Source organism: Salinisphaera sp. SWV1, assembly GCF_052044155.1.
Lineage (GTDB): Bacteria > Pseudomonadota > Gammaproteobacteria > Nevskiales > Salinisphaeraceae > Salinisphaera.
Map to the genome: position 1 here is coordinate 35,565 of NZ_JBQDYE010000011.1, position 23,430 is coordinate 58,994.

Genomic DNA, 23,430 nt, shown 5'->3' on the forward strand with positions numbered 1-23,430 from the left:
GAACCGGCGCGTTTGCGCCGTTGCACTTTTATAGCGCACCGGCGCGTGCATACGCACCATCACGGCGCTCGACATCAGAACAGGCTGACTCCATGACCGATGCTGCCCGAGGCGCCACGCCCGACGAGGCGACCCAGGAAACCTTCATCGAGTGGCTCGCGCCGCTCTACGGCGACGGCGCCGCCCGCGACTGCATCGACGCGATGGCCGAGTCGGCACGGCACCACAATCTGCCCCGCAGCACCGACATGGCGGTCGATCAGTCGCTCAACCTGATGATCACGTACCCCGATATCGTCCAGCACCCGGGTCAAGCGCCGCTGGCCACCCTGCGCGATTTCATCGCCCAGAACATCGGCGATGCCATCACCGCCGTGCATCTCCTGCCGTTCTTTCCGCACAGCTCGGACGAAGGGTTTTCGGTGATGAACTATCGCGAGGTCAACCCGGATTTCGGCGCCTGGGAAGACATCCACGCGCTGGCCGACGACAAGCCGCTGATGTTCGATCTCGTGCTCAACCATGCCTCGCGCAAGGGCGTGTGGTTCGCGCATTATCTGGCCGACGCCGATCCCGGGCGCGACTATTTCATCGAGGTCGACCCGGCCACGGACCTGCGCTCGGTGGTTCGCCCGCGCGCCACACCGCTACTGGCCGAAGTGGTCACGGCCCGCGGCACGAAACATCTCTGGGCCACCTTCTCGGACGACCAGATCGACCTGAACTTCGCCAACCCGCGAGTGATGAACGAATTCATCGACATCATCTTCGGGTACGTCGCCCACGGCGCGCGGCTTTTACGCCTGGATGCGGTGGCCTTTCTCTGGAAGGAGATCGGCACGCCCTGCATCCACCTGTGGCAGACCCACCGCTTGATCAAGTTCCTGCGGGCGGTGCTCGAATACTATGCCCCGGGCCTGCAGTTGATCACCGAAACCAACGTGCCGCACGCCGAAAACATCTCGTACCTCACCGATGGCGACGAGGCCCACGTCGCCTACCAATTCGTACTTCCGCCGCTGGCCGCCCATACCCTGCTCACCGGCGACGCCACGCGGCTGACCGAATGGGCCTCCAGCCTGCCGCCGCTGCCCGCGGGCTGTCATTTTCTGAATTTCACCGCCAGCCACGACGGCATCGGCCTGCGCTCGGTCGAATCGATTCTTTCCGACGACCAGCGCGACGCACTGGTCGCGACCACCCGCGAGCGTGGCGGCTTCGTGTCGACCCGGGCCATGTCCGACGGCAGCACGCGTCCCTACGAACTCAACATCACCTATTACGACCTGCTGGGCGCGCCTGGGGAACGCGACAGCCTGAACCATATCGACCAGTTCGTCGTCAGCCAGGCGATCGCGATGGCGCTGGCCGGCATCCCGGCGCTGTATTTCCACAGTCTGGTCGGTACCCACAACGACCTGGCCGGGGTGGAAGCCTCCGGCCACAGCCGCTCAATCAACCGGCGGCGCTACGATCTCGGCGAGCTCAACTACCAGCTCGGCATCGATTCGCACCACGCCCGCGTGCTGGCCCGGCTCAAGCGCCTGCTCGTGGTCCGCGCCCGCCAGCCGGCCTTTCACCCCGACGCGGCCCAGTCCATCGTCGACCTCGGCCCCTCGCTGTTCGCGGTGCAGCGCGCCACGCGCGACCAGACGATCCTGGCGCTGCACAACGTCACCGACAAGCCGGTCAAGGTACCGGGGCACATACTGCCCGAGGCGCGCGTGCGCCGGAACGTCACGGCGGGCACCCAGATCAGCGGCGCCCAGCGCACGATTTCGCTGGCGCCCTACGAAATCGCCTGGATCAGCGATTAGGGCCGCAACACAAGCCGCGCGGGGCGCGCTGTCGCCAAGCCCCGCGCCGCCGGCCGATCAGCGAAACAGATAGGCCGCGATGAAACGGCGCTGTGGCCGATCCGGCTGGCCGAGCCAGGTGATCTTCGAGGATTTCGGGCCCATCGCCTGCTGGCCCTGGTTGACCACCAGCGCGCCCACGGCCGTATTCGATGACGGTGTCATCAGGCTCACCAGGCTCTGGCCGGAACAGTCGTGCGGCTTGCAAACGGTGAGCACGGCATAGCGCTGGCCCTCGAGGTTGATGTGCGAGACGGGCGTTTCCGTGCCCGTCGAGGCGACCCAGCCGTGTTTGGCCTGGATCGGCGCCACGAGCTTTTCATACTGGGTCATCCGCGCCGGCTTGGCCTTGAGCCATTGCGTTGGATAAACCGTATCCGAGGCGGCGGCGGAAGCCGTGGCCGTTGCGAGCGAAACGACGAGAACAACACCGGCGAACATGATTCGGCGCATGGTGACTCCTGGATGATGAAACAGCCGGCCGGGGACAAGCGCCACAGGCTTGACGCGAGCCACGCCCGAAGCCGGTCCGCAAGCGAGAATACGCCACCCGTCGCGCCCTGACGTTTACGGCCGGGCGCCTGTTCTACCCGCGCCGCTTGCCCACGGCTTCGTCATGATCGGCTTCCACGGCATCGTAGAAGTGGTCGAGAAAATCCGGGAATGCCGCGCGCACCCGGTTCCAGGTCGGCATGAACGGCACTTCCATGGGGTTGGCCAGGTATTCATCGCCGGCATGGATGATGGATTCGACGAACACTTCGACCGTCTTCTCCTCCTTGTGCCGATCCAGCGTCAGGCCATTGATCTGGGCATCGAAATAGAAGCGTTCCACGGCGTCGAGGGCGTTGCGCAGATACACCGCCTTGATCGTACGGATGGTTTCCGGGTTCATGGTCACGCCGTAGGTGGCGAGCTTGCGGTACAGCGCCTTGGCGATGTCGGCACTCATCTTGGCCAGTCCGCCGTTGGCTTCGTGGTTCGAGACGTCCTGGTGTTTGTGATCGTAGTGGTCGGCGATATCGACCTGGCAGACCGCGTTCGGCCCGTAAGTGCGATGCACTTCCGCCAGAATGCCGACTTCCAGGCCCCAGTCGCTCGGGATGCGGATGGATTCCGCCACCGAAGCGCTCATCGCGCACTCACCGGACAACGGATAGCGGAAGCTGTCCATGTAATCGAGATATTCCATATGGCCGACCACGGTCGTCAGCGCGCGCAGGATCGGCGTCATGAACAAACGTACCACGCGACCGTTGATGCTGCCTTCGGCCACGCGCGCGTAATAGCCCTTGGCGAACTTGTAGGTGAAGTTCGGGTGCACCATCGGGTAGAACAGCCGCGCCAGCATGTCGCGGTTATAGGTGCGGATGTCGCAGTCGTGCATGGCCAGCACGCGGCCGCGGCCGGAGGCCAGGAAATAACCCATGCAGTTCCAGACATTGGCGCCCTTGCCCGGGCGCGCCGGGGCCAGGCCTTCGCTGTCGAGCTGATCGTAGAGCGACTGCAGCCGCGGGCCGTCGTTCCAGAGCAGCCGATGGCGCGGGCCGAGCCCGCTGAAGAACTCGTGGGCGTGGGCATATTGTCCGGCATCCGCGCCGTCCAGACCGATGATGATCTCCGACAGATAATCCACGCCGGAGAGTTGGTCCACGATCGCCGGCAGCGCGTCGCCCTCCAGTTCGGAATAAAGACAGGGCAGGATCAGCGACATCGGCCGCCGGCGCGAATACTTGCCCAGTTCGGCCTCGAGATCGGCGATGGGCCGCTCGTGCAGACGATGCAGGGTGGTGATGATGCCGTTCTGATGAAAATCGGCCATGCGGTGTCTCCCCGCCCGAATCGCCGCTCGAGAAGACCGGCGTTGCGGGCTAGATTTCCTTGTTGTCGATCAGCGCCTGGATGGCCGCGGCCCAACCGGCCGGCCCGATCCCCGGCGCGTGGCGAATCCGCCCGGTGGCCGGCGCCTGGTAGCTGCCGTCCGGCCGTGCCACCCAGTAACCGATGTCGGCGGCGGCGAGCATGTCGGCGTCGTTGGCGGAGTCTCCCAGGGCAATTGCAAGAATCGGGCCGCGCGCCGCGGCAAAGCGCCGCCGCAGCCAGTTCAGCGCATCGCCCTTGTCGGCACGGCCGAGCAGATGCACGAACCGCCCGCCGCGTCGGGTGGTGAAGCCGGCGGCTTCGGCCCGGGCCGCGAAATCCCGTTCCGCGGCCTCGCTGTCTTGCCACAGCAGCGGCTCGGAGGCATCGCGCGCCTTCGCGGCGGCGGCGGCTTCACGATCCAGGCCGGTGGCGGCAGCCACCTGCCCGACGCTCATATCGCCGAATCCGGTGTAGCGGTAGCCTTCCGATTGGCGCAGGGCCACGGCCAGTTCGCGCAGCTTGTCACGATCGGCCCCGAGCGTCGTGATCACCAGATCGTCCGGATCGGAGGCGCCCTCGGGCGCAAAATAACCCCGCGGCACCGCGACCACACCGCCATTCTCGGCGGCGAATGGCGCGCTGTTGCCGAGCGCGCGGCGCAAAACGCGAATCTCGGCCGCGGTCTTGCTGGTGCAGAGGCACACCGGTACATCGCGTGCGGCAAGGGCGGCCAACGCGCCGGCCGCGGGCGACCAGTCGTAGCTGTCGTGGTCGAGCAGCGTGGCATCGAGATCGGTGAACACGACGGGCCGGGGGCGCGGTTCGGACATGACAACAGAGGCCGGGACGATACGTCCCAGTTTGCCTTATTAACCCGGCACAAAATATAGATGATTTTTCGGGTTAATAGCGCGAGTATGCGATCGCATGCTCGCCGCGGCCATTGGCCGCGAAGCCTTTGAAAATAAAAGACGGACAGGCGCCGGCTTTTATTTTTGAAGGCGTTGAAAACAGCGGATGAAGTCGGCTGTTTTGATGCCGGACCAATAATTGCCGGCTGTCCGGCCGCTTGCCTGCATCCGGCCCGATCTGTTCGCCGCCCCGGTGCCGGCCAGCCGCCCGCGCGCTCGTCCATTGGTCGGCGCGCCGACAGCGGTCTCCAACGCGGCGCTCGCACGAAACGGCAACAGACCCTAGAATCGGCGCAACAACGTCGGAAACAGCCCATGCGCATACTCGTCATCGAGGACAACGAAGACCTCGCGGCCAACATCATCGAATTCCTGTCCGCCCGGGGGCATGTGGTCGACAGTGCGACCGACGGCGTCACCGGACTGCATCTCGCGGTGGTGGATAATTTCGACGCGATCGTGCTCGATCTGATGCTGCCCGGAATCGACGGTATCGCCCTGTGCGAACGCCTGCGCGGCGAGGCGGACAAACAGACGCCGATTCTGATGCTCACCGCCCGCGACACAATCGATGACAAGCTCGCCGGGTTTGCCTCGGGCGCCGACGATTACCTGATCAAACCCTTTTCGCTGCTCGAGCTCGAGGCCAGACTGGCCGCACTCGGCAATCGCGGCCCGCGGCGCAGCAACCACCAGCTCAAGGCCGGCGAACTCAGCCTCAACCTGGACACCTGGCAGGCCGAACGCGAGGGCCGGACACTCACGCTCACGCCCACCGCCCTGCGGCTGCTGGAAGTGCTCCTGCGGGCCTCGCCCCGCCTGGTGCGGCGGGCCGAACTCGAAGCCGCCATCTGGGGCGATCATCCGCCGGATTCGGAGGCATTGCGCACCCACATCCACGCCCTGCGCGCGGCCATCGACAAGCCGTTTTCCAAGCCCATGCTGCAAACAGTGCCGACCATGGGATACCGCCTGGTCGCTCCGGACGCGGCCTGACGCGTGTTGCGACGGCGATTTCGTATGGGTGGCCGGGACCAAGGCCGATGAAGACAGCGATCGGCCGGCTGCTGCGCAATCCCTGGGACAGCCTTCAGTTTCGTGTCGCATTCGCGCTGGCCCTGTTCGTGGCCGTGGTGGTCAGTACTGTCCTGCTGGCCTTGTTCACCATCAATGGCCGGCTCAAGGCCGATCTACTCAACGTTCTCGTCGCCCACGAAATGAAGGAACTGGTCGCCGATTACCCCACCGAAGGCGCGGCCGCGATCCCGCATTCGGCCAACCTGACCGGCTATGTCGTGGGCCCGAACCAGCACGATGAGCTGCCCGACGCGCTGCGTGGTCTCGGGCCCGACGTCAAGGGCGTGACGCTGACCTTCGACCATCACACCTATCGGGTACGCACCCAGGCCATCGGCAACAAGCAGGCGTATCTGGCGTACGACATCACCGCGATCGAAAATCGAGAATCGCTGTTCAAGCTCATCGCCATCATCGCCGCACTGCTGGTGCTGGCACTGGCGGTGCCGCTCGGCGCGTGGATCGCCCGCATCAGCCTCAAGCCGATCAACGCCCTGGCCGAACACGTGGCCAACCTGCAGCCGGGCGCCGGCTCGACCCGGCTCGCAGCGCAATTCGAACACTACGAAGTCGGCGTGATTGCCCATGCCTTCGATCGCTTCATGAGCCGGCTGGAGGAATTCGTCGAGCGCGAACGCAACTTCACCGCCGATGCCAGTCATGAACTGCGTACCCCGCTGGCAGTGATCCAGGGAGCGGTGGAGGTGCTGCAACAGAACCCCCAACTCGCCGACAGCGGCCCGCTGACCCGTATTGATCGCGCTTCGCATCAGATGGCCGAGCTCATCGAGTCGCTGTTGTTTCTCGCCCGCGACGAGCAGGCCGACGGGGCCACCCCGTATTGCCGGGCGGATCAGGTGATCACCGAAGTGGTGGATGCCTACCGTCCGCTGATGGGTCGCAAGACGATCGAGATCAGCACGCTCGATCACTGCGAGATCGGGGCGCCCCGCATCGCCGTCGTTATCGCCTTCGGCAACCTGCTGCGCAACGCCCTGCGCCACGGGGGCGACGAGATCCGCATAACCCTGGCCGACCGGCGTCTGACCGTCGCCGACAATGGCGATGGCATGACCACCGAAGCACTGCAGCATGCCTTCGTGCGCGGTTATCGCTCCGGCCCGGGCGCCGGGCTCGGACTCGGGCTTTATCTGGTCAAGCGCGTGGCCGATCGATACCACTGGCGCATACGACTGGCCAGCCGGCCCGAGGAAGGCACACGAATCGAGCTGCAACTGGTCTGAGCGCCGGCGCCGGGTCGGGGTTTATCGTGATCGACGCCGGGCCCGGGCCGGTTTAATCTTCGCCTGACATATCGCTGACAGCGTTGGCAGACGACGCTGGTCATCCTGGGGCTCGTTGATGTTTCGTATGAGTCCGCGCCGGGCGCGGCCTGAAAATTGACCATGGACGGCAAGACGAGGCGTAGCACCCGCCGCGCGGCCCTGCGGCCCGGGCATGTCCGGCCCGCGCCACGACCGGGCCTTTCGCCCCGGCGGCGGCTCGCGCCCTGCGCGGCGCCCCGACGCAACATCAACAACCCCGAAACTTCTACCCGCCGAACCGAGCCGTGAGCAACAAGCGCACCGTACCATTCGAAGGCCTACGCGCGGCCGGCAAGCGTTGGCAGCGCAACAACCGGCGTCGTTTCCATCGCCTGCTGGCCCGCCTGCTGGGCACACCCGAGGCCCGGCGGCGCCCGCTGGCGCCCGACACCCGGCGCATACTCGTGGTGCGCCTGAACAAGCGCCTCGGCAACATCCTGTTTCTCACCCCGATGCTGCGCAGCCTGGCCGCGACCCTGCCCGAGGCCCGCATCGATGTACTCATCCAGACCCCGGCCCAAGCCAAGCTGTTGCAGAGCCTGCCTGGCATCGGCCGAATCTGGATTCAGGAAAACCACCTGCTGTCGATGGTGCGCACGCTGCGTGCCATCCGCGCACAGCGCTACGACCTGACGATCGACCCGACCGGTAATTCCACCAGCAACCGCCTCGGCATGGTGCTCATCCCCGCACGCCAGCGCATGGGCTTCGCCCGGAGCGACCAGTGGCTGCAATTGACCCATGCCGCGGGCAAAAGCAAGAGTCGCCACCAGGCATTGCAGGCCGTGGAACTGCTCACGAATGCCATTTCGCAACCGCCGGTCACAACCTTCGACACGCTGGCCGTCTTTCCGGATGCGGCCGATCAACAGGCCGCTGACGACCGTTGGCAGGCCGCCCTCGGCGAGCGCCCCCCCGGCGCGCCGGTGATCGGCTTCTTCAGTCGGGCGACCGGGCGCAAGATGCTGCCGCGTCATTGGTGGCAGGCTTGGATTCTGGAGGTTCGCCGCGCCGTCCCGGAAGCCATACTGCTGGAGATACTGCCCGGCGCGGACGCCGAGCCGGTGATCCCCGAGATCGCGCATGTCGCGATCAAGCCGCTGACGGAGCTGGCCGCACTGATGTCGCGCCTGGATCAGTTCGTCGCCGCTGACAGCGGGCCGATGCACCTGGCGGCAGCCTCCGGCACGCCGGTCATCGGGCTGTTCCGGGCCACCCTGCCCAGCGACTATGCCCCGCTCGGCCAGGATTGCGAGACCGTCGCCGACGACGAACTGACGCCGGCGCACGTCGCGCAACGGCTGGCCGAGCGGATCGCCCGCCGCCGGCAGACGAACCCGCGGGTCAGCGGGCTGTAGTCACCACGTTGTCGGGCGTTTCCTCGAGAATCGCCCGATTCTCGCTCGCGCGCTCGACATCCGGGTCGGGGCGCGTCGGCACGCGGCCCAGGCTGGCGATCCAGTCGACCGGCAGACCATGTTCGGCCGCGCCGGCGACCACGAAATCGCAATACCAGGCAAACGGGGTGAGCGCATCATCCAGCCACGCCGCGCGCCCGCGATAGATCGCCGCCGTGATCTCGCCGCCCGCATGGCCGGTCGCCAGCTCCAGAAAATCATAGGCCGGGCCCTCGGCCGCATGCAGCGCATCCAGGCGCGTCGCGTCCAGCTCAAACAGCACCCCATGCACCCGATCGTCCGGGTCGCCCGTCGCGACCACGTTGCACTTGCCCGATCCGTCATCACCGGCGAGATGCCAGCACAATCGGTGCCCGTCGAGCCAGCCCGGCCCGACCGGTCGAACGCTGGGCACGCGCCGGGCCAGGCGCGCGGTACACATGTTGGACCCGTAAGCGAAGTAATACATAGGCATCGAGGTAGAACCGGCCAATCGGCCGATATCGTACTATGGCGGTGCGGACCACCCTACACCCAACCGGCCGGCGGCCCACGGCCGGCAAAGGAGACGAGGTATGGCCGAAAATACCGTCGTGATCGCTCCGGACAGTTTCAAGGGCAGCCTCGCGGCGATCGACGTCGCCCGCGCGATTGCCGAGGGCCTGACCGCCCAGGACAATCCGCCGCGCACGCTGATCGCGCCCATGGCCGACGGCGGCGAAGGCCTGCTCGATGCCGTGGCCGCAACCTGCGACGGTCACTGGCAGACGACAACGCTGGTCGGCATTCATGGCCGGTCGCTGGATGCGCCCTGGTACGTCATGGCCGACGGCCCGGTGGTGCTGGAATCGGCCACCGTGCTGGGCCTGCCGTTGATCGAGGCCGTGGACGACGCCCCGCCACTGGCCGAACGCAGCAGTTACGCGCTCGGCATGCTGATCGCGGATGCGCTGGATTCCGGCGCCACGGATATCGCCATCGGACTGGGCGGCAGTGCCTGCAACGACGCCGGGCTCGGCATGCTGGCCGCGCTCGGAGCCACCCCGTACAACGCCGCGGGCGAGGTCATCGCGCCGAGCATGCACGGCCTGCTGGCGCTCGCGCGGCTGGACCTGTCCGGGCTGGACGCGCGCCTGGCCGATGTCCGTATCCGTGTGCTCTGCGATGTCGACAACCCGCTGCTGGGCGAAAACGGCGCCAGCCGCGTCTACGGCCCGCAAAAAGGATTGACCGACGGCGACATCGTCGAGGTCGAGGCCGCCTTCGAACACCTGGCCGAGACCACCGGCGCACGCGACCCGGCGGCATGGCCGGGCAGCGGCGCCGCCGGCGGCCTCGGCTTCGCGCTCGCACGGATCGGCGGCCGGCTCGAATCCGGCGCCGAAGCCGTACTGAAGATGACCGGGCTGGCCGGGCACATGCGCCAGGCCCGCTGCGTGATCACCGGCGAGGGCCGTTCCGACCGCCAGACCCTGTCCGGCAAACTGCCGCTCGCCGTGGCCCGCGCCGCCCGACCCACGCCGACGCTATTGGTCTGCGGCGACATCGCCGACGATGCACGCCGCGAACTGGAAACCCATTTTACCGGCACCTACACACTGGTCGAACGCGCCGGCAGCATCGAGGCCGCCATCGCCACACCCGGGCGCTGGCTGTTCGAGATCGGCGCGGACCTGGCCGACGTGATCGCCGAGCTCCCGGTGTGATCCGTCGATAGCGCGTCGGGCCGGGGCGACATCCGCCGGATGCTGCCCTATCATTGGCCGCGCTCGCTCGCCCCACAGACCGGAGACTGGCCATGCTGCGCAGCTTTGCCATCGACCACGGCCGTATCGTCGAGGACCGTTCGCAGGACACCCCGGTCGCCGAACGGCTCGCCCATGCCCACTGGATTGACGCGCTGGAGGCCGACGAAGCCGAACGCGCCGAACTGACTCGATTCCTCACCGATGAGTTGCCCGAGGACGAGGACGTCGAGGAAATCGAAGCCTCCGCGCGTTACTTCGTCGACCCCGACGGCATCCACGTACATTCGCTGTTCCTCGCGCAGAGCGAGGGCCGGCACGACACCGAAACCGTGGCGTTCATTCTGCAGCCCGAGCGCCTGATCACCCTGCGTGATGACGACCTGGCCGATTTTCGGCTACTGCGCCTGCGCGCCCGCGCCGGCCAGCTCGAGGTCGATTCGCCCGAATCGCTGCTGGTCACCATCTTCGATCAAAAGGTGGAGAACCTGGCCGACACCGTCGAGGACATCCACCTCGATCTGGAAAAAGTCAGCCATACCGTGCTTGAGGACGAGGATGCCGACTACGAGGCCGCCATCGATGCCCTGGCCAAGCTGGAGGACTCTTCGGGCAAGATCCGGCTGTGTCTGATGGACACCCAGCGCTCCATCTCGTTCATACTGCGCCATCTGCCGGCCCGTGCGCCCGAGCGCGAAACCGCCCGCGAAATCCTGTCGGACGTGGAAACACTGATGAGTCACATCGCGTTCCTGTTCGACAAGATCAACTTCCTGATGGACTCCACCGTGAGCTTCATCAACATCGAGCAGAACCAGATCATCAAGATCTTTTCGATCGCCGCGGTGGTGTTCCTGCCGCCCACGCTGGTGGCCAGCATCTACGGCATGAACTTCCAGCACATGCCCGAGCTGTCCTGGCATTACGGCTATCCGATGGCGCTCGGGCTCATGGTCGCCGCCGGCATCGCGCCGTATCTGTACTTCAAGCACAAGAACTGGCTCTGACGGGATGGATGGGCGCCGGCGCCTGCCGGCATGCGGTCGACTTCGAGCGGCCCGTCTGATGGCAAACCTTCACAACGGCTACGGTCTCGACGTTGTTTGCGTCGAGCCACGCAATGCAGCGAAGTTCGGTTTCGTACCGTAGCGCGAGTCGCTTGCGTTGGCTTGCCCGAACGAAAGCCGGTGCATGCAGATCGTCCTCCGCATACCGGCTTTAAAACAATGCTTTGGCGGCAGATCGCATCAGCGCGGCACACCTGATCCGACGTGCAATCCGCAAATGCCGGGGCCCGGCTGTCGGATTACGGTGCAAGCACCTAATCCGGCCTACATAATTGCTCAACTTAATTGTAAATAACCCGAAAGCCTGAACGTGTTTCTCTCTCATGCCTTCACGCCGGCGGGTCGTCCTCAGGCAGCAATCATTCGATTTTGCCATGGCATAGCCTTGACCATTTCGTGAAATACCAATCTGACGAGAGTGATATCGTCGGTGTCGATCGTTGGACTAGCAATCAAGATACGGAGCGAGGATGCGTTCGACCCATTCCGTAAAAGCCCGGACGCGCGGCGACAGGTGCCTTCGGTGCGCCACGACGAGCGATGCCGCAAGAGGCTGTGGTCTCAGATCGGGAAGAATTTCAATGATGGCACCGCGTGCGATCTGCGGCGCAAGCGCTGAATAGCCAGCTTGAATCAAACCCAGCCCGGCCAAACCCGCTGCGTGGTAGGCCTGCACGTTATTAACGTGCACCGTGCCGGGCATGGCAAAAGCGGCGTACTCACCGTTGTTTGGATATTCCCAGCCGAAACGGCGGCCGCCGAGCGTAGGCGTGTAATGGATCATGCGATGGGATTGCCCATGCAAGTCGTCCAACGTGTGCGGCGTTCCGAAACGCGCCAGGTAATCGGGACTGGCCGCATTGATCATTCGCAGGCTGCCAAGAGGGCGGGCGACGAGCATGTCGTCGACGATCGGCCCCAAACGAATGACGCAGTCAAAGCCTTCCGCCACGAGATCAACTTGACGGTCGGTGCTCGACAGTTCCAGCTCAAGTTCCGGATGCGCTTGCGTCAGCTCGGGTAACGCAGGTATGACAACGCTTTGTGCCAGCTCGGTCGGCATGTCCACACGCAGCCGGCCGCGCAGCGGCGTACCCTCGGCCGTGAACATCGAATTCAGGTCGTCGGCATCAGCCAGAAGATCGCGTGCGCGACTGTAAAAGGCGTGGCCATCCGCAGTGAGCTGCACTCGCCGGGTCGTGCGATGCAGCAGAGCTACCCCTATTTCCCGCTCGAGCCGTCGAACCAACGTCGACGCACGGCCTTTCTGTATGCCGAGATGTTGGGCGGCTTGAGTGAAGCTGCGCATTTCGGCCACGCGGACAAATACTGAGAGCGCGTCGAGGTCTTTCATTGTTCACCAAATAGAGAACAGTGCGTTCTGTTTGTGAGTATTTATACCCGCATTCGTGTGGCTTAGGTTGATTGGGCACGCGCTGGATAGCGCCCTACCGCGATCACCGGAATCACCATGACGCAACAAACCTCACCGACAGACATCGTCGTCGTTTACCACTCGGGATACGGCCATACAAAACGGATGGCCCAATCGGTCGCCCAAGGGGCCGGGGCCTTACTTGCGGCGATCGACGATGAAGGCCAGATCGCTGACGCCGACTGGGAAACGCTCGACCATGCCAAGGCTATTCTTTTTGGCTCACCGACCTACATGGGCGGTCCAAGCTGGCAGTTCAAGAAATTCGCAGACGCATCCTCGAAAGCCTGGTTCGAAGGTCGATGGCAAAACAAGATCTTCGGTGGTTTTACCAACAGCGCCAGCATCAACGGCGACAAGCTCAATACGCTCGAATACTTCTTTCTGCTGGCCGGGCAGCACGGCGGAATCTGGGTGAGTATGGATATTAAACCGGCCAACGCTAAGGATTCCAAGCGCGACGACCCCAATCGCATGGGCTCTTACATCGGCGCCATGGCGCAGTCGCCGGCTGATGCAGCCCCCGACGAGATGTCGCCCGGCGATCTTGACACGGCCCGCCGCTATGGCGATCGCGTGGCATCGATTGCAGGACAGTTCCGCCGCTAGCACCGTTCTGTCTCGCATCGTTTCGGCGGACGCAGAGATCAAGCGCCCGCCTCACTTACACCATGCGTATTCGAGGTTTTTTGTGAAATACAACCAATTGGGTCGCACGGGTTTATACGTCTCCGAACTTTGCCTGGGAACCATGACGCTGGGCGGCAACTCTGACGCTGGGCATTGGGCATCGATTGGCACGCTGGGTCGAGAAGAAGCCAATGGCCTGATTGCCTGCGCGCTCGATGCCGGCATCAACTTCATCGACACCGCCGATATCTACTCCTTCGGCGAGTCCGAGCGTCTCGTGGGCCGGGCATTGAAAGATCTCGACGTGCCGCGCAGCAAGATCGTGCTCGCGACAAAAACCGGCGGGGTCATGGGGAGCCAGCCCAATGATCAAGGTGCATCGCGCGGGCATATCATGGATTCGGTGCAGCGCAGCCTGGAGCGGCTGCAGGTGGACCACATCGACCTGTACCAGATTCACGCGAGTGATCCGATCACGCCGATCGAGGAGACGATGCGCGCACTCGACGATCTGACACGCCAAGGGCTGATTCGATATGTCGGCGTATCGAACTGGCATGCCGGCCGGATCGGCAAGGCGCTCGGGCTGAGCGCGGCGCAACACGCCGCCCGCTTTGAAAGCTTGCAAGCCTATTATTCCATCGCCGGACGTGACATCGAGCGCGAGTTGGTGCCGCTGATCACCGAGGAGCAGATGGGACTTCTCGTCTGGTCGCCCTTGGCCGGCGGCTTGCTTTCCGGCAAGTTCGGGCGCGGCGAATCGACCGGAGACAACGCGCGTCGCAGCCACTTCGACTTTCCGCCCGTGGATCAAGACAGAGCCTGGGCATGCGTCGAGCAGATGCGGCCCATGGCCGACCAGCGCGGAGTTTCCGTCGCCCGCATCGCGCTCGCCTGGCTGCTTTCACAGCGTCATGTCACAAGCGTCCTTGTCGGTGCGAAACGCTTAGAACAGCTAGAGGACAACATTAGCGCTGTCGATATTCGCCTGACCGCAGACGAGCTCGCTTGTCTTGAAGAGATCAGCCGGCTGCCGCCCCACTATCCGGGCTGGATGGTCGCCCACCAGGACGCCATGAGGAGACCGGGGTGATCCGATTCATGAGTTCGCTTTGGGTCGTAGTCGGCCCAAAGCCGACTGTTCCCATTCCGGGGCTACTTCCCACGGATCTAGTGCGCGACCTGCAACGCCCGATAGTTCATGTAAACCAGCCGTACCAGCGTGTACTCGAAGGGTGAGCCAGTCTGGTAGTAGCGGAAGTTGGTCTGGTCGCGCTTGTTGATCACGTACATCAGGTTGTAGGCCACACTGGCCGGCACGTTGCCGCTGGTCTGCGTCGGATCGAGCACGTACAACAAGCCCTGGTCAGCGGCCAGCCCGGTCGCGTCGCGCACATCGGAGGGGCCGAAGAACGGCAGCACGAGATAGGGCCCGGTACCCACGCCGTAATGGCCGAGGGTCTGGCCGAAATCCTCGTCGCGCTGTTTGAGTCCAAAATGCGTGGCCGGATCGAACAGCCCGCCGATACCGATCGTGGAATTGATCACGAAACGCGATGCGGTCACGGCCGAACTCTTCGGCTTGAGCTGCAGTACGCTGTTGGTGAAGGTCGTGATCTCGCCGATATTGGAAAAGAAATTGGCCACGCCGGTACGCATGAACCCGGGCGTGTAGCGATCGTAGACGTGCACCACCGGCAGAAGGACGTACTCATCGGTCAGCGCGTTGAAGCGATAGACACGACGATTGAATCCCTGCACCGGGTCCGAGATCGCCAGCGGGTTGGCCGTGGTCTGGCTCACCGGCGTGCTGGCGGGCGTCGAATTGTCGATGGTTTTGGGCGGCGGTGTCGAGGCACAGGCCCCCAGAAACAGGCAGAGGGCCATCACCAGGGGCAACGGCCGGCGGAATCGGGCGTGTTGCAAGGCATTCATTGGGTAAAGTAATCCTGCAGCGCGTGAATCGTCTTCTTGTAGCTCAGGTTACCGAGGTGGCCCCCATGTGGCCTGATCCGCGCACGGCCCTTGAAGGTATGGCGCAGGAACTGGACCTCGTCGGCATTCAGGATCGGATCGTCCGCGTTCGTGAACACTTCAATGTGGTCATCGTTGGCCAGAAACGGCGCGATGCGATGCATATCGCCCTCGGCTATCAACTGCGCCTTGCTCACATGCCGGCCGTCGCGATTCCAGTACGGCACCAACAGCTGGTTGATGTAATTGGAAAACGACATCCGGAAGGAACGACGGAAATAGACCCCGAGCGAAGCATAGGGCCCGAGGTTGACGTTCTTCGGCACGATCACGTCGGAATGCGTCAGCACATCGGCGGCGAACGCCATGTTGGCCAGCGACAGCCGGAATGCCAGGCCCACGATGGCGCCGATATCCTTCTTGTCGAAGGCCCCTTTCTCGTAGGCCTGATAAAGCGCATCTTCATTGAAGCGCAAGGGTTTACCGTGGCCTTCGCTCTGCTGGATGTTGCCCAGGACCTGCGCCAGGAACCGGGGCAGCGCATCGAAGCCACCGGGCAGATTCCGTTGCAACAGGTTGTCCATCCGACCGACCGAGGCCCACAGGCTGACCGCGGGGTTGAGCAGCAATACGTGCTGGAAATGAAAAACCTGGCGCTTCTGATCCAGATGGGCGACGAACGCCGCCTCGGTCGCGCCCAGACTCCAGCCTGTCAACGAATATCCGGTAATATCGATATCCCCGGACACATCGTCGCGCACGGCCTGCATCATCCGATACAGATCGGCCACGTCGGTCTTCATGCGCCCCGGCACCGGGTATTTGGCGGCGCCCAGCATGAATGTCACGCTGGTGGGCGACGGCAGGCAGGCCACGCTGTAACCCACCTGATAGAGGGCGCGCGAGAGCAGCACGCATTTGCTCGACAGCGCCGAATCGCCGGTCCCGGCAATCACGAACGCCAGCGGCGCCGGGTGATTCTGGGCGGCCAGCATATACTTCAGCGGGCGGGCATAGCGCAGCGTGGGCGGCGTTTTACGATCGACCAGCGGCTTGAGCCTGCGAATCGACAAATTCGCTTTCTTCGGCAGCTCGGCTTTCAGCCGGTCCGGCGTACCGAGCACCGTGGCCGTCAGCGGGTTCTTGAACGGATAGGGTTTGACATGGGAACCCTGGGCGGCGGCACGATGCGTGCTCGATGATGCCTCCGCTTTAGCCGTCGCGGGCGGGGGGCCGCCCTGTGTGGCGCACCCGGCCAGGGCGGACAAAAGCAGCAGACCGGCCATGAATCGCCGGCATGAGACTGAAAACACGGGCCTACCTGAACGACCTCAAAATTTGCTTCATCATACCGACAACCGGTTCGCCGGGGGGGATGTTATTTCCGAGTATTGCCCATGACCCAGATTCTGATCGTTGGCGCCGGCGTGGCCGGCATGGCCGCCGCCGAGCACCTGACCGCTGCCGGCTATGCGCCGAAGCTGGTCGACAAGGCGGCACGGCCGGGCGGCCGCTGCGCCACACGGCGGATTGCCGCGGAGCTGGACGCCGACTGGTTCGACTACGGCGCGCAGTATTTCACCGTTCGCGATGAGGGATTTCGCGCGCTGGTCGATGCCGACCTCCAGGCCGGGCGTCTCGCGCACTGGTCGCCGGCCATCGCCAGCGCCGAGCGGGTGGCCGGCACCTGGCTGCTGACGCCCTCGCCCGATGATCGCGAACGCCTGATCGGACCGCGCGGACTCAATGCCTGGGTTCGCCAGCGACTGCAGGCCGCCCGCCTCGAGGTCGCAACCGAGCGCCAGGTTCAGCGGATTATCGCCGAGCGCGGGCGCTGGCGCATCGACTACGCCGACGGCAGCGCCGAGTGGGCCGACGTCGTCGTCTGCACCCCGCCAGCGGTACAAACCGCTGCGCTGCTCGGGCCGCGCGCCGTGGGTATCGATGCGCTGGCGCACCCGGAGGCCGCCCTCGCGGCCTGTCATTCCGTGGTGGTACGTGCGCCGGCCCTGCCCGAACGCCAGGCGATCTTCTTCAAATCGGGTCTGCTGTCCTGGGTGGCCGACAATACACACAAGGCCGGGCGCAGCGGCGAGCGCCATCTCTGGACGCTGCACGCGGATGCACAATTCAGCGAATCCCACATCGAAACACCCACCGCGGAACTGGCAGACGCGCTGATCTCGGAATTCGCGGCCGCGACCGCGCAGCGCGCCAGCGACATGGAAATCGTGCGCACCCATCGCTGGCGTTACGCCCGGCCGGGCCCGGGCGCCCCGGATGCCGACGACCTGTGCTGGACCGATACCGCGGCCGGGCTGGCGATCGCCGGCGACTGGCTCGCCGGCGGCCGCATCGAAGGCGCCTGGCTGTCGGGCCGCGAAGCCGCCCGGCGCTTGATCGCGGCCTACGCGCTCGGCAACTCGCCGGGCCGCGACAAGCCGGGCCCGAATCGGCCCGGATAAACCCACACCGGGTCTCGCTAATGCAGCTTCAGACGAGGTCGAAGCACACTGTTGAGGCCATCCACGACCGCCTTGAGCGTGGTCTTGAAGATGCCGTGGATGGCCCGCTGGTGCATCCGGTACAGCGACACATAGAACATCTTGGCCAGCTTGCCTTCGATGAACAGGCTGCGCCCGGCGGCACGTCCGCGCATCAGGCTGCCCACGGCATCGAAATGCGCCAACGAGATCAACGAGCCGAAATCACGGTATTTGAACGGTTTCGGCGACTTGCCCTCGATCGTGGCCAGCAGATTGTGGTAGACGGTGCTTGCCATCTGATGCGCCGACTGGGCGCGCGGCGGCACCCATTTGTCCTCGCCCATCGGGCAGGCGGCGCAGTCGCCGATGGCAAAGATGCGTTCATCGTCGATACTCACCAGCGTATCGCGCACCCGGATCTGATTATTGGGTCGCGTGGTCAGCCCCAGCTCCGAGAGAACCGAGGCGCCGCGCACCCCGGCGGCCCAGACGGTCAGATCGGCATCGATACGCTCGCCGGCCTTGGTCAGGAAGCCGCTGTCATCGGCCTGGGTGATCATGGTCTCGGTGTGAATCGTCACCCCCAGATTGTCCAGCTGGCCGGCCACCGAGCGGCTGATCCGCTCCGGCAACGCCGGCAGGATCCGCGGCGCCGCCTCGATCAGGTGCACATCGAGTTGCTCGCGATCGATCTTCGAATAGCCGTAGGACGAGAGCATGTCGGTGGCAGACAACAGCTCGGCCGACAATTCCACGCCCGTGGCGCCGCCCCCCACGATCGCGATCGAAAGCTGGGACGCATGCCCGGGCCCGCCGTCGCTATGGCGCAGGAATGTATTGAGCAACGCGCGCCGGAAGGTTTCGGCCTGGCGCGTACTGTCGAGGAAATAACAATGATCGGCCACCCCCGGCGTGCCGAAATCGTTCGACACACTACCGATGGCCAGTACGAGATAATCGTAGGCCAGTTCGCGCTCGGCCAGGATCTGCGTGCCGTCCTCATCGTGAATCGGCGCCAGGCGAACCCGGCGTTCGGCGCGATCGATGCCAGTCATCGCGCCCAGCTGGTAACGGTAGCCGTGGGTGCGCGCATGCGCCGGATAGGACACTTCGTCCAGGCTCTGGTCCAGCGCGCCGGTCGCGACCTCATGCAACAACGGTTTCCAGATATGCGTCGGATTGGCATCGACCAGGGTCACGTCGGCCTTGCCGCGACGGCCGAGCTTGCGCCCCAGCCGCGTGACCAGTTCCAGGCCGCCGGCGCCGCCGCCGACGACAACAATGCGCGGTGTATCGGACATATCGCTGTCGTTCCTCCGGGCCGGCACGATCAAGCACCGACAGAACCAGGCCCGAGCCACTTTCCATGACGCGGTTACTCAAGCGCATCATACTTTAGCCTAATAACCGGCGCCGAACGCCGGTGCCGTCCCGGCAGAGACCCGATCAGTCGCGCACACGCCGCATGGTGGCCCGATACAGCGCAGCGGTGACGATAAAGAACACGACAGTGCCGAGCACCAGCGCGGTCGGCGCAAACCCGGGCCCAACCACGGCCAGCGGAGAATCGGTGCCGCTGCCCGCCACGATGCCGGCGAACACCACACCGAACAGGCTCTCGCCGACAATCATCCCGGTCGCGGTCAGCACGCCCAGCCGCTTGGCGAATTCCGCGTTCTGCCGACGCGCGGCCCAGCGATCGTAGAACCGCCCGATCACCGCGCCGACTACCACCGGCAGCGTCACACTCATCGGCAGATACACGCCGATGCCGATCGCCAGCGGGGGCAAGCGCATACGGCCGGTGCGTTCGAGCACCTCGTCGACCGCCACCGCGAGCACACCGATGCCGGCGCCCAGCCCGATCATGCCCCAGTTGAGATTGCCGCCCAGCACGCCCTTGGCCAGCGATGAAATCAGCGCGGCCTGGGGCGCCGGCAGGGCATTGGCCGTCGCATTCGCCGCCCCGGCGAACCCGAAGGCCGTATTGAGCAGCTCCATCACCGGCGGGATCACGAGCGAACCGAAGGCCACGCCGAACACCAGCGCCACCTGCTGTTTCCACGGCGTCGCCCCGACCAGTTGGCCGGTCTTGAGATCCTGCATATTGTCGTTGGAAATGGTGGCCACGCCGAACACCACGCCGGTCACGATCAGCCCGTAGGCCACCAGCGCCTGCGTGGTCGCCGGCGCGTGATCACGCCCGAACAGACCCACCAGCAACAACGAGGCCGCCACGATCGAGAGAATGCCGATGCCCGAAATCGGGCTGTTCGACGAGCCGATCAGCCCGGCCATATAGCCCGAAACGGCGGCGATGATCAGCCCGGCCACCACCACGAACACGAGCGAGCCCGCGATCAACGGCACGGCGGCCGGGGCCAGCGCGCCGCCGGCGATCAGCACCCAGAACAGCACGCCGATCGGCACCAGCGTGGCCAGCGCGACGGCGCCGACGATGCCGATGGGTATGTCGCGTTCCTCGACCGGGCGTTCGCCGCCGGCACGCACCGCGGACGAGGCCGCCAGGGCCGAACGGATGCCGGCCAGCACCGGGCCGATGATGCGCAGCAGCGTCCAGATCGCAGCCACTCCGATCACCCCGGCGCCGAGGAAACGCACGTCGGCGGAAAATACGGTGTGTGCGATGTGTGCCGGCGAACCGGTAACGGCACTCATGGCGGTGAGCAGCGGCAGCGCCACCCACCAGCCGATGACCAGGCCGACCAGCATGGCCATGCCCACCGACAGCCCCACCAGATGGCCGGCACCGAGCAGCGCGAACGAGAGACTGCCGGAAATGCCGGTGGCGCCGCCGGCGCCGGTGCGGAACCACAGCGACGCCTCGCCGGCCACGAGTTTCATCTGGGCGGCCAGCGCGAACGCCGCCGAGGCCAGGCCGTTGACCGCGATTACCGCCAGCCCGGCCGTGCTCTCGGCCGCGCCTTCGCGCGAGCCGGCGCCGACCCTGAGCACCTCGGCCGCCGCCCGGCCTTCCGGATAGGGCAGATCGGTATCGACCACCAGCGCTCGCCGCAGCGGTACCGAGAACATCACGCCGAGCAGCCCGCCCGTGGCGCAGATCACGGCCGTGGTGACGAAATCGAAGCCCTGCCACCAGCCGATCATCACCAGCCCGGGCAGCACGAAGATGATCGCCGACAGGGTGCCGGCGGCCGAGGCCACCGTCTGGACGATGTTGTTTTCCAGAATCGTCGAATCCGAAAACACCCGCAGCACCGCCATCGAGATCACGGCGGCGGGAATCGAGGTGGCGAACGTCAGACCGACCTTCAAGCCGAGATAGACGTTGGCCGCGGTGAAGAACAAGGTAATCAAGCCGCCCAGGAGAATACCCCGGACGGTCAGCTCGGCCATGCCCGAGCGCTGGCTGGTCGTACGACGCACGCTGCCCCCAAGAGACGTTGTTTCCCTACGCCACGCGGGCGTGATTCGCCCAGTGTAGCGCGTCACGACACCGGTACGATCCGGCTATTCAATCGGGCCAACCGCACCCGCCGGCCGATGCCGGCGCACCTGAAACACGCCAGCCGATACGCGATGGTCACACAGCGCCGGCGTCAGGGCGCCCGTCAGCCCACGGCTAGTCCGACGGCTCCGCCAGATCCATGCCATGCAGGGCCCGGGCGCCACGATCATTACCGGCCGCGCGTTGCTGAGTCTGCAGCGAATAGACCAGCGCGCAGCATTGCGCGAGCGTCAGGCAGACAAGCAACGCAATCCCGACCCGTGTCTGTCGCGACGCATCCCGGCTGGCCTCCTCGTCGGGCAAATCCTGATACGCTTTGGCGTGAAGCACGCGACGCGCCGGCACGATCAGGTTAAGCAGCACAACAGCGACCAGCGGCAAATAAGCGATGGTCGATAACAGCAGCAAGCCCAAAACGCCTCCCCAGCCGATGTGATCCGGGCAAGTAACTAATCAGACTTCGCCGTGCGGGACAACGATCCATCGTTGCAATGGCTGAATCTCCGATCGCGGTATGCTTCAATAAGCGGTCGCCGCCGCGATTTCGGGTAGTCGCCGGCAGGGCCTGGGTGGATTTCTTCTTTTTTTAAAAACCGGAACTTGCGATGCGCCTGATCTGTATTCTCTCGATCGCGCTGGCCGCGATGCTGGGCTCCACGGCCGCGCTGGCCAAAACCTATATCGCCGGCGTGGAACCGTCCTTCCCGCCGTGGGCCGCGGTCGATCACGGTCAGGTGGTCGGCATTGCGCCGGACGCCGTACGGGCCATCGCCAAGCAACAGGGTTTCGACGTCAAGTTTCGCTCGATGTCGTTCTCGTCGCTGATCCCGGCACTCAAGGCCGGCAAGATCGACATGCTGGTCACGGGGCTGACCGTCACGCCCCGGCGCGCGCAGCAGATCGACTTCACCGTGCCCTGGTGGCAGATCAAGCTCGATGTGCTGGTGCCGGCCGACTCCAGACTCACCGCCCAAACGGCGCTGTCGGGCGGCCACACGGTGGGTGTGCAGACCGGCACCACCAACTACGACTATCTGAAGAATCAGATCGTGGACAAGGGCGGCGACATCCATATCAAGACCTATGAACAGGGCACCACCGCCCTGCAGGACTTGCTGATCGGGCGTATCGACGCCCAGTTCCTGGACGACGATACCGCCCGGAAGTTCGTCGCCGACAACCCGGGCAAGGTCAAGATCGCCGGCGAGATCAGCCCCAAGCCGCCGCAGGTGTATGCCATTGGCGTGAAGAAGGGCAACACGGCGCTGTTGAAGAAGCTCAATGCCGGCGAAGTGGCGATCTACAAGTCCGGCGAATGGGCCCGGATCGTCCACAAGTACATGCCGAGCGCGAAGATCACGCCGGTGCCGGGCCCGATGCCGGCCAGCATCCCCTCTTATCACAAGCCGATTCCCGGTTTGTCGCAGTAAGCCTCCAGCCATGAACGGGCCGGCGGTCGCCCACCGCGATCGCCGGCTTTTTTGATTCGATTGCGCGCGCCGTCACGCCGATGATCTATCAGGCCCTCTGGCAAAATCTGCCCTACCTCGCCGAAGGCGCGGCGGTCACGGTTGCCCTGGCCGTGGCGCTGCTCGCGATCGGCGTGGTGGTGGGCACGGCCCTCGGGCTGGCGCAGAGCTATAGCCACTGGACGTTGCGTGTCGGCGCCACGCTCGTCGAGCGCCTGTTCCGCGCGATACCGGCGGTCGTGTTGCTGTTCCTGTTCTACTACGGCATTTCCGGGTTCTACGATATTTCGTCGTTCGCGGCCGCCGCGCTTGCGCTGGGCCTGCGTTCGGCCGCCTATCAATCGCAGATCGTGCGCGGCGCGATCGCCTCGGTGCCATCCGGGCAGATGGCCGCGGCCCGTGCCATAGGGCTGACCCGGCGCGCGGCCATCGTACACATCGTGCTGCCACAGGCGATGCGCCAGGCGCTCGGCCCCTGGACCAACGAGGCGCTGTCGGAACTCAAGGACACCTCGCTGGCCTACACCATCGGCGTGGTCGAGTTGATGCGTCAGGCCGACTACATCGTATCCGCCAACTACGGCCATACACTGGCGGTCTACTCGGCCGCCGCCGCCGTTTATCTCGTGCTCTCGCTCACCGCGACCTGGGGCCTGTCGCGGCTCGATCGCCGTCTGCGCGTGCCCGGTTTCGCCCACTAGCCGT

The 23,430-nt window shown here is 65.0% G+C and carries 21 protein-coding genes; 11 read left to right on the forward strand and 10 right to left on the reverse strand.

Features of this window, described 5'->3' with window-relative positions:
- The first annotated feature begins 92 nt into the window (after positions 1-92).
- On the forward strand, positions 93-1,817 hold the full coding sequence (locus ACS8YF_RS07365; RefSeq protein ID WP_440849568.1) for a sugar phosphorylase: 1,725 nt from the start codon (positions 93-95) through the stop codon (positions 1,815-1,817).
- A 57-nt stretch (positions 1,818-1,874) separates the two neighbouring features.
- On the opposite strand, the gene ACS8YF_RS07370 is transcribed toward ACS8YF_RS07365, so the two are convergent.
- The 3 genes from ACS8YF_RS07370 to ACS8YF_RS07380 all read right to left on the reverse strand — a co-directional run bounded on the left by ACS8YF_RS07370 (position 1,875) and on the right by ACS8YF_RS07380 (position 4,549).
- Positions 1,875-2,309, reverse strand: coding sequence for an Ivy family c-type lysozyme inhibitor (locus ACS8YF_RS07370; RefSeq protein ID WP_440849569.1), 435 nt, complete (start codon positions 2,307-2,309; stop codon positions 1,875-1,877).
- 133 nt (positions 2,310-2,442) lie between these two features.
- Positions 2,443-3,678 carry a glycosyl transferase gene (locus tag ACS8YF_RS07375; protein WP_440849570.1) on the reverse strand — a complete coding sequence of 412 codons (1,236 nt, stop codon included), beginning with the start codon at positions 3,676-3,678 and terminating at the stop codon, positions 2,443-2,445.
- Between the two features lie 49 nt (positions 3,679-3,727).
- The gene (locus ACS8YF_RS07380; protein ID WP_440849571.1) at positions 3,728-4,549 is read right to left on the reverse strand and encodes an HAD-IIB family hydrolase; all 822 of its coding nucleotides are present in this window, start codon (positions 4,547-4,549) and stop codon (positions 3,728-3,730) included.
- A gap of 396 nt (positions 4,550-4,945) precedes the next feature.
- On the opposite strand from ACS8YF_RS07380, the gene ACS8YF_RS07385 reads away from it, so the two are divergent.
- The 3 genes from ACS8YF_RS07385 (at position 4,946) to ACS8YF_RS07395 (ending at position 8,390) form a co-directional block, all read left to right on the forward strand.
- Positions 4,946-5,626, forward strand: a complete 681-nt coding sequence (locus ACS8YF_RS07385) for a response regulator transcription factor (protein ID WP_440849572.1) — start codon at positions 4,946-4,948, stop codon at positions 5,624-5,626.
- 47 nt (positions 5,627-5,673) lie between these two features.
- The gene (locus ACS8YF_RS07390) at positions 5,674-6,951 is read left to right on the forward strand and encodes a sensor histidine kinase (protein ID WP_440849573.1); all 1,278 of its coding nucleotides are present in this window, start codon (positions 5,674-5,676) and stop codon (positions 6,949-6,951) included.
- 326 nt (positions 6,952-7,277) lie between these two features.
- Positions 7,278-8,390 (forward strand): glycosyltransferase family 9 protein, encoded by a 1,113-nt coding sequence (locus ACS8YF_RS07395; protein WP_440849574.1) that lies wholly within the window; start codon positions 7,278-7,280, stop codon positions 8,388-8,390.
- On the opposite strand, the gene ACS8YF_RS07400 is transcribed toward ACS8YF_RS07395, so the two are convergent.
- Positions 8,377-8,904: a gamma-glutamylcyclotransferase family protein gene (locus ACS8YF_RS07400; protein WP_440849575.1), complete on the reverse strand. Its 528-nt coding sequence runs from the start codon at positions 8,902-8,904 to the stop codon at positions 8,377-8,379. The genes ACS8YF_RS07395 and ACS8YF_RS07400 overlap by 14 nt on opposite strands.
- Before the next feature lie 100 nt (positions 8,905-9,004).
- Between ACS8YF_RS07400 and ACS8YF_RS07405 the strand changes: the two genes are divergently transcribed.
- Positions 9,005-10,135 (forward strand): glycerate kinase, encoded by a 1,131-nt coding sequence (locus tag ACS8YF_RS07405; RefSeq protein ID WP_440849576.1) that lies wholly within the window; start codon positions 9,005-9,007, stop codon positions 10,133-10,135.
- Positions 10,136-10,227: 92 nt separating this feature from the next.
- Entirely contained in the window at positions 10,228-11,181 is a 954-nt protein-coding gene (gene corA / locus ACS8YF_RS07410; protein ID WP_440849577.1) for a magnesium/cobalt transporter CorA, read from the forward strand.
- 505 nt (positions 11,182-11,686) lie between these two features.
- Here corA and ACS8YF_RS07415 read toward each other — a convergent pair.
- Positions 11,687-12,595, reverse strand: coding sequence for a LysR family transcriptional regulator (locus tag ACS8YF_RS07415; protein WP_440849578.1), 909 nt, complete (start codon positions 12,593-12,595; stop codon positions 11,687-11,689).
- A gap of 117 nt (positions 12,596-12,712) precedes the next feature.
- Between ACS8YF_RS07415 and ACS8YF_RS07420 the strand changes: the two genes are divergently transcribed.
- Entirely contained in the window at positions 12,713-13,285 is a 573-nt protein-coding gene (locus tag ACS8YF_RS07420) for a flavodoxin family protein (RefSeq protein WP_440849579.1), read from the forward strand.
- Positions 13,286-13,367: 82 nt separating this feature from the next.
- The gene (locus ACS8YF_RS07425) at positions 13,368-14,399 is read left to right on the forward strand and encodes an aldo/keto reductase (protein WP_440849580.1); all 1,032 of its coding nucleotides are present in this window, start codon (positions 13,368-13,370) and stop codon (positions 14,397-14,399) included.
- A gap of 77 nt (positions 14,400-14,476) precedes the next feature.
- Here ACS8YF_RS07425 and ACS8YF_RS07430 read toward each other — a convergent pair whose 3' ends face one another.
- Positions 14,477-15,241, reverse strand: coding sequence for an MlaA family lipoprotein (locus ACS8YF_RS07430; RefSeq protein ID WP_440849581.1), 765 nt, complete (start codon positions 15,239-15,241; stop codon positions 14,477-14,479).
- Positions 15,238-16,566 carry an alpha/beta hydrolase gene (locus ACS8YF_RS07435; protein ID WP_440849582.1) on the reverse strand — a complete coding sequence of 443 codons (1,329 nt, stop codon included), beginning with the start codon at positions 16,564-16,566 and terminating at the stop codon, positions 15,238-15,240. The genes ACS8YF_RS07430 and ACS8YF_RS07435 overlap by 4 nt, the downstream gene beginning before the upstream one ends.
- Before the next feature lie 111 nt (positions 16,567-16,677).
- Between ACS8YF_RS07435 and ACS8YF_RS07440 the strand changes: the two genes are divergently transcribed.
- Complete coding sequence (locus ACS8YF_RS07440; RefSeq protein WP_440849583.1) at positions 16,678-17,745, forward strand: NAD(P)/FAD-dependent oxidoreductase; 1,068 nt, start codon at positions 16,678-16,680, stop codon at positions 17,743-17,745.
- 17 nt (positions 17,746-17,762) lie between these two features.
- Here ACS8YF_RS07440 and ACS8YF_RS07445 read toward each other — a convergent pair whose 3' ends face one another.
- The 3 genes from ACS8YF_RS07445 to ACS8YF_RS07455 all read right to left on the reverse strand — a co-directional run bounded on the left by ACS8YF_RS07445 (position 17,763) and on the right by ACS8YF_RS07455 (position 21,670).
- On the reverse strand, positions 17,763-19,067 hold the full coding sequence (locus ACS8YF_RS07445) for an NAD(P)/FAD-dependent oxidoreductase (protein WP_440849584.1): 1,305 nt from the start codon (positions 19,065-19,067) through the stop codon (positions 17,763-17,765).
- A gap of 145 nt (positions 19,068-19,212) precedes the next feature.
- Positions 19,213-21,144, reverse strand: coding sequence for an OPT family oligopeptide transporter (locus ACS8YF_RS07450; protein ID WP_440849630.1), 1,932 nt, complete (start codon positions 21,142-21,144; stop codon positions 19,213-19,215).
- Between the two features lie 226 nt (positions 21,145-21,370).
- The gene (locus ACS8YF_RS07455) at positions 21,371-21,670 is read right to left on the reverse strand and encodes a hypothetical protein (protein WP_440849585.1); all 300 of its coding nucleotides are present in this window, start codon (positions 21,668-21,670) and stop codon (positions 21,371-21,373) included.
- Between the two features lie 191 nt (positions 21,671-21,861).
- On the opposite strand from ACS8YF_RS07455, the gene ACS8YF_RS07460 reads away from it, so the two are divergent.
- Complete coding sequence (locus tag ACS8YF_RS07460) at positions 21,862-22,686, forward strand: transporter substrate-binding domain-containing protein (protein ID WP_440849586.1); 825 nt, start codon at positions 21,862-21,864, stop codon at positions 22,684-22,686.
- A gap of 80 nt (positions 22,687-22,766) precedes the next feature.
- Complete coding sequence (locus tag ACS8YF_RS07465; RefSeq protein ID WP_440849587.1) at positions 22,767-23,426, forward strand: amino acid ABC transporter permease; 660 nt, start codon at positions 22,767-22,769, stop codon at positions 23,424-23,426.
- The last annotated feature ends 4 nt before the right edge of the window (positions 23,427-23,430 follow it).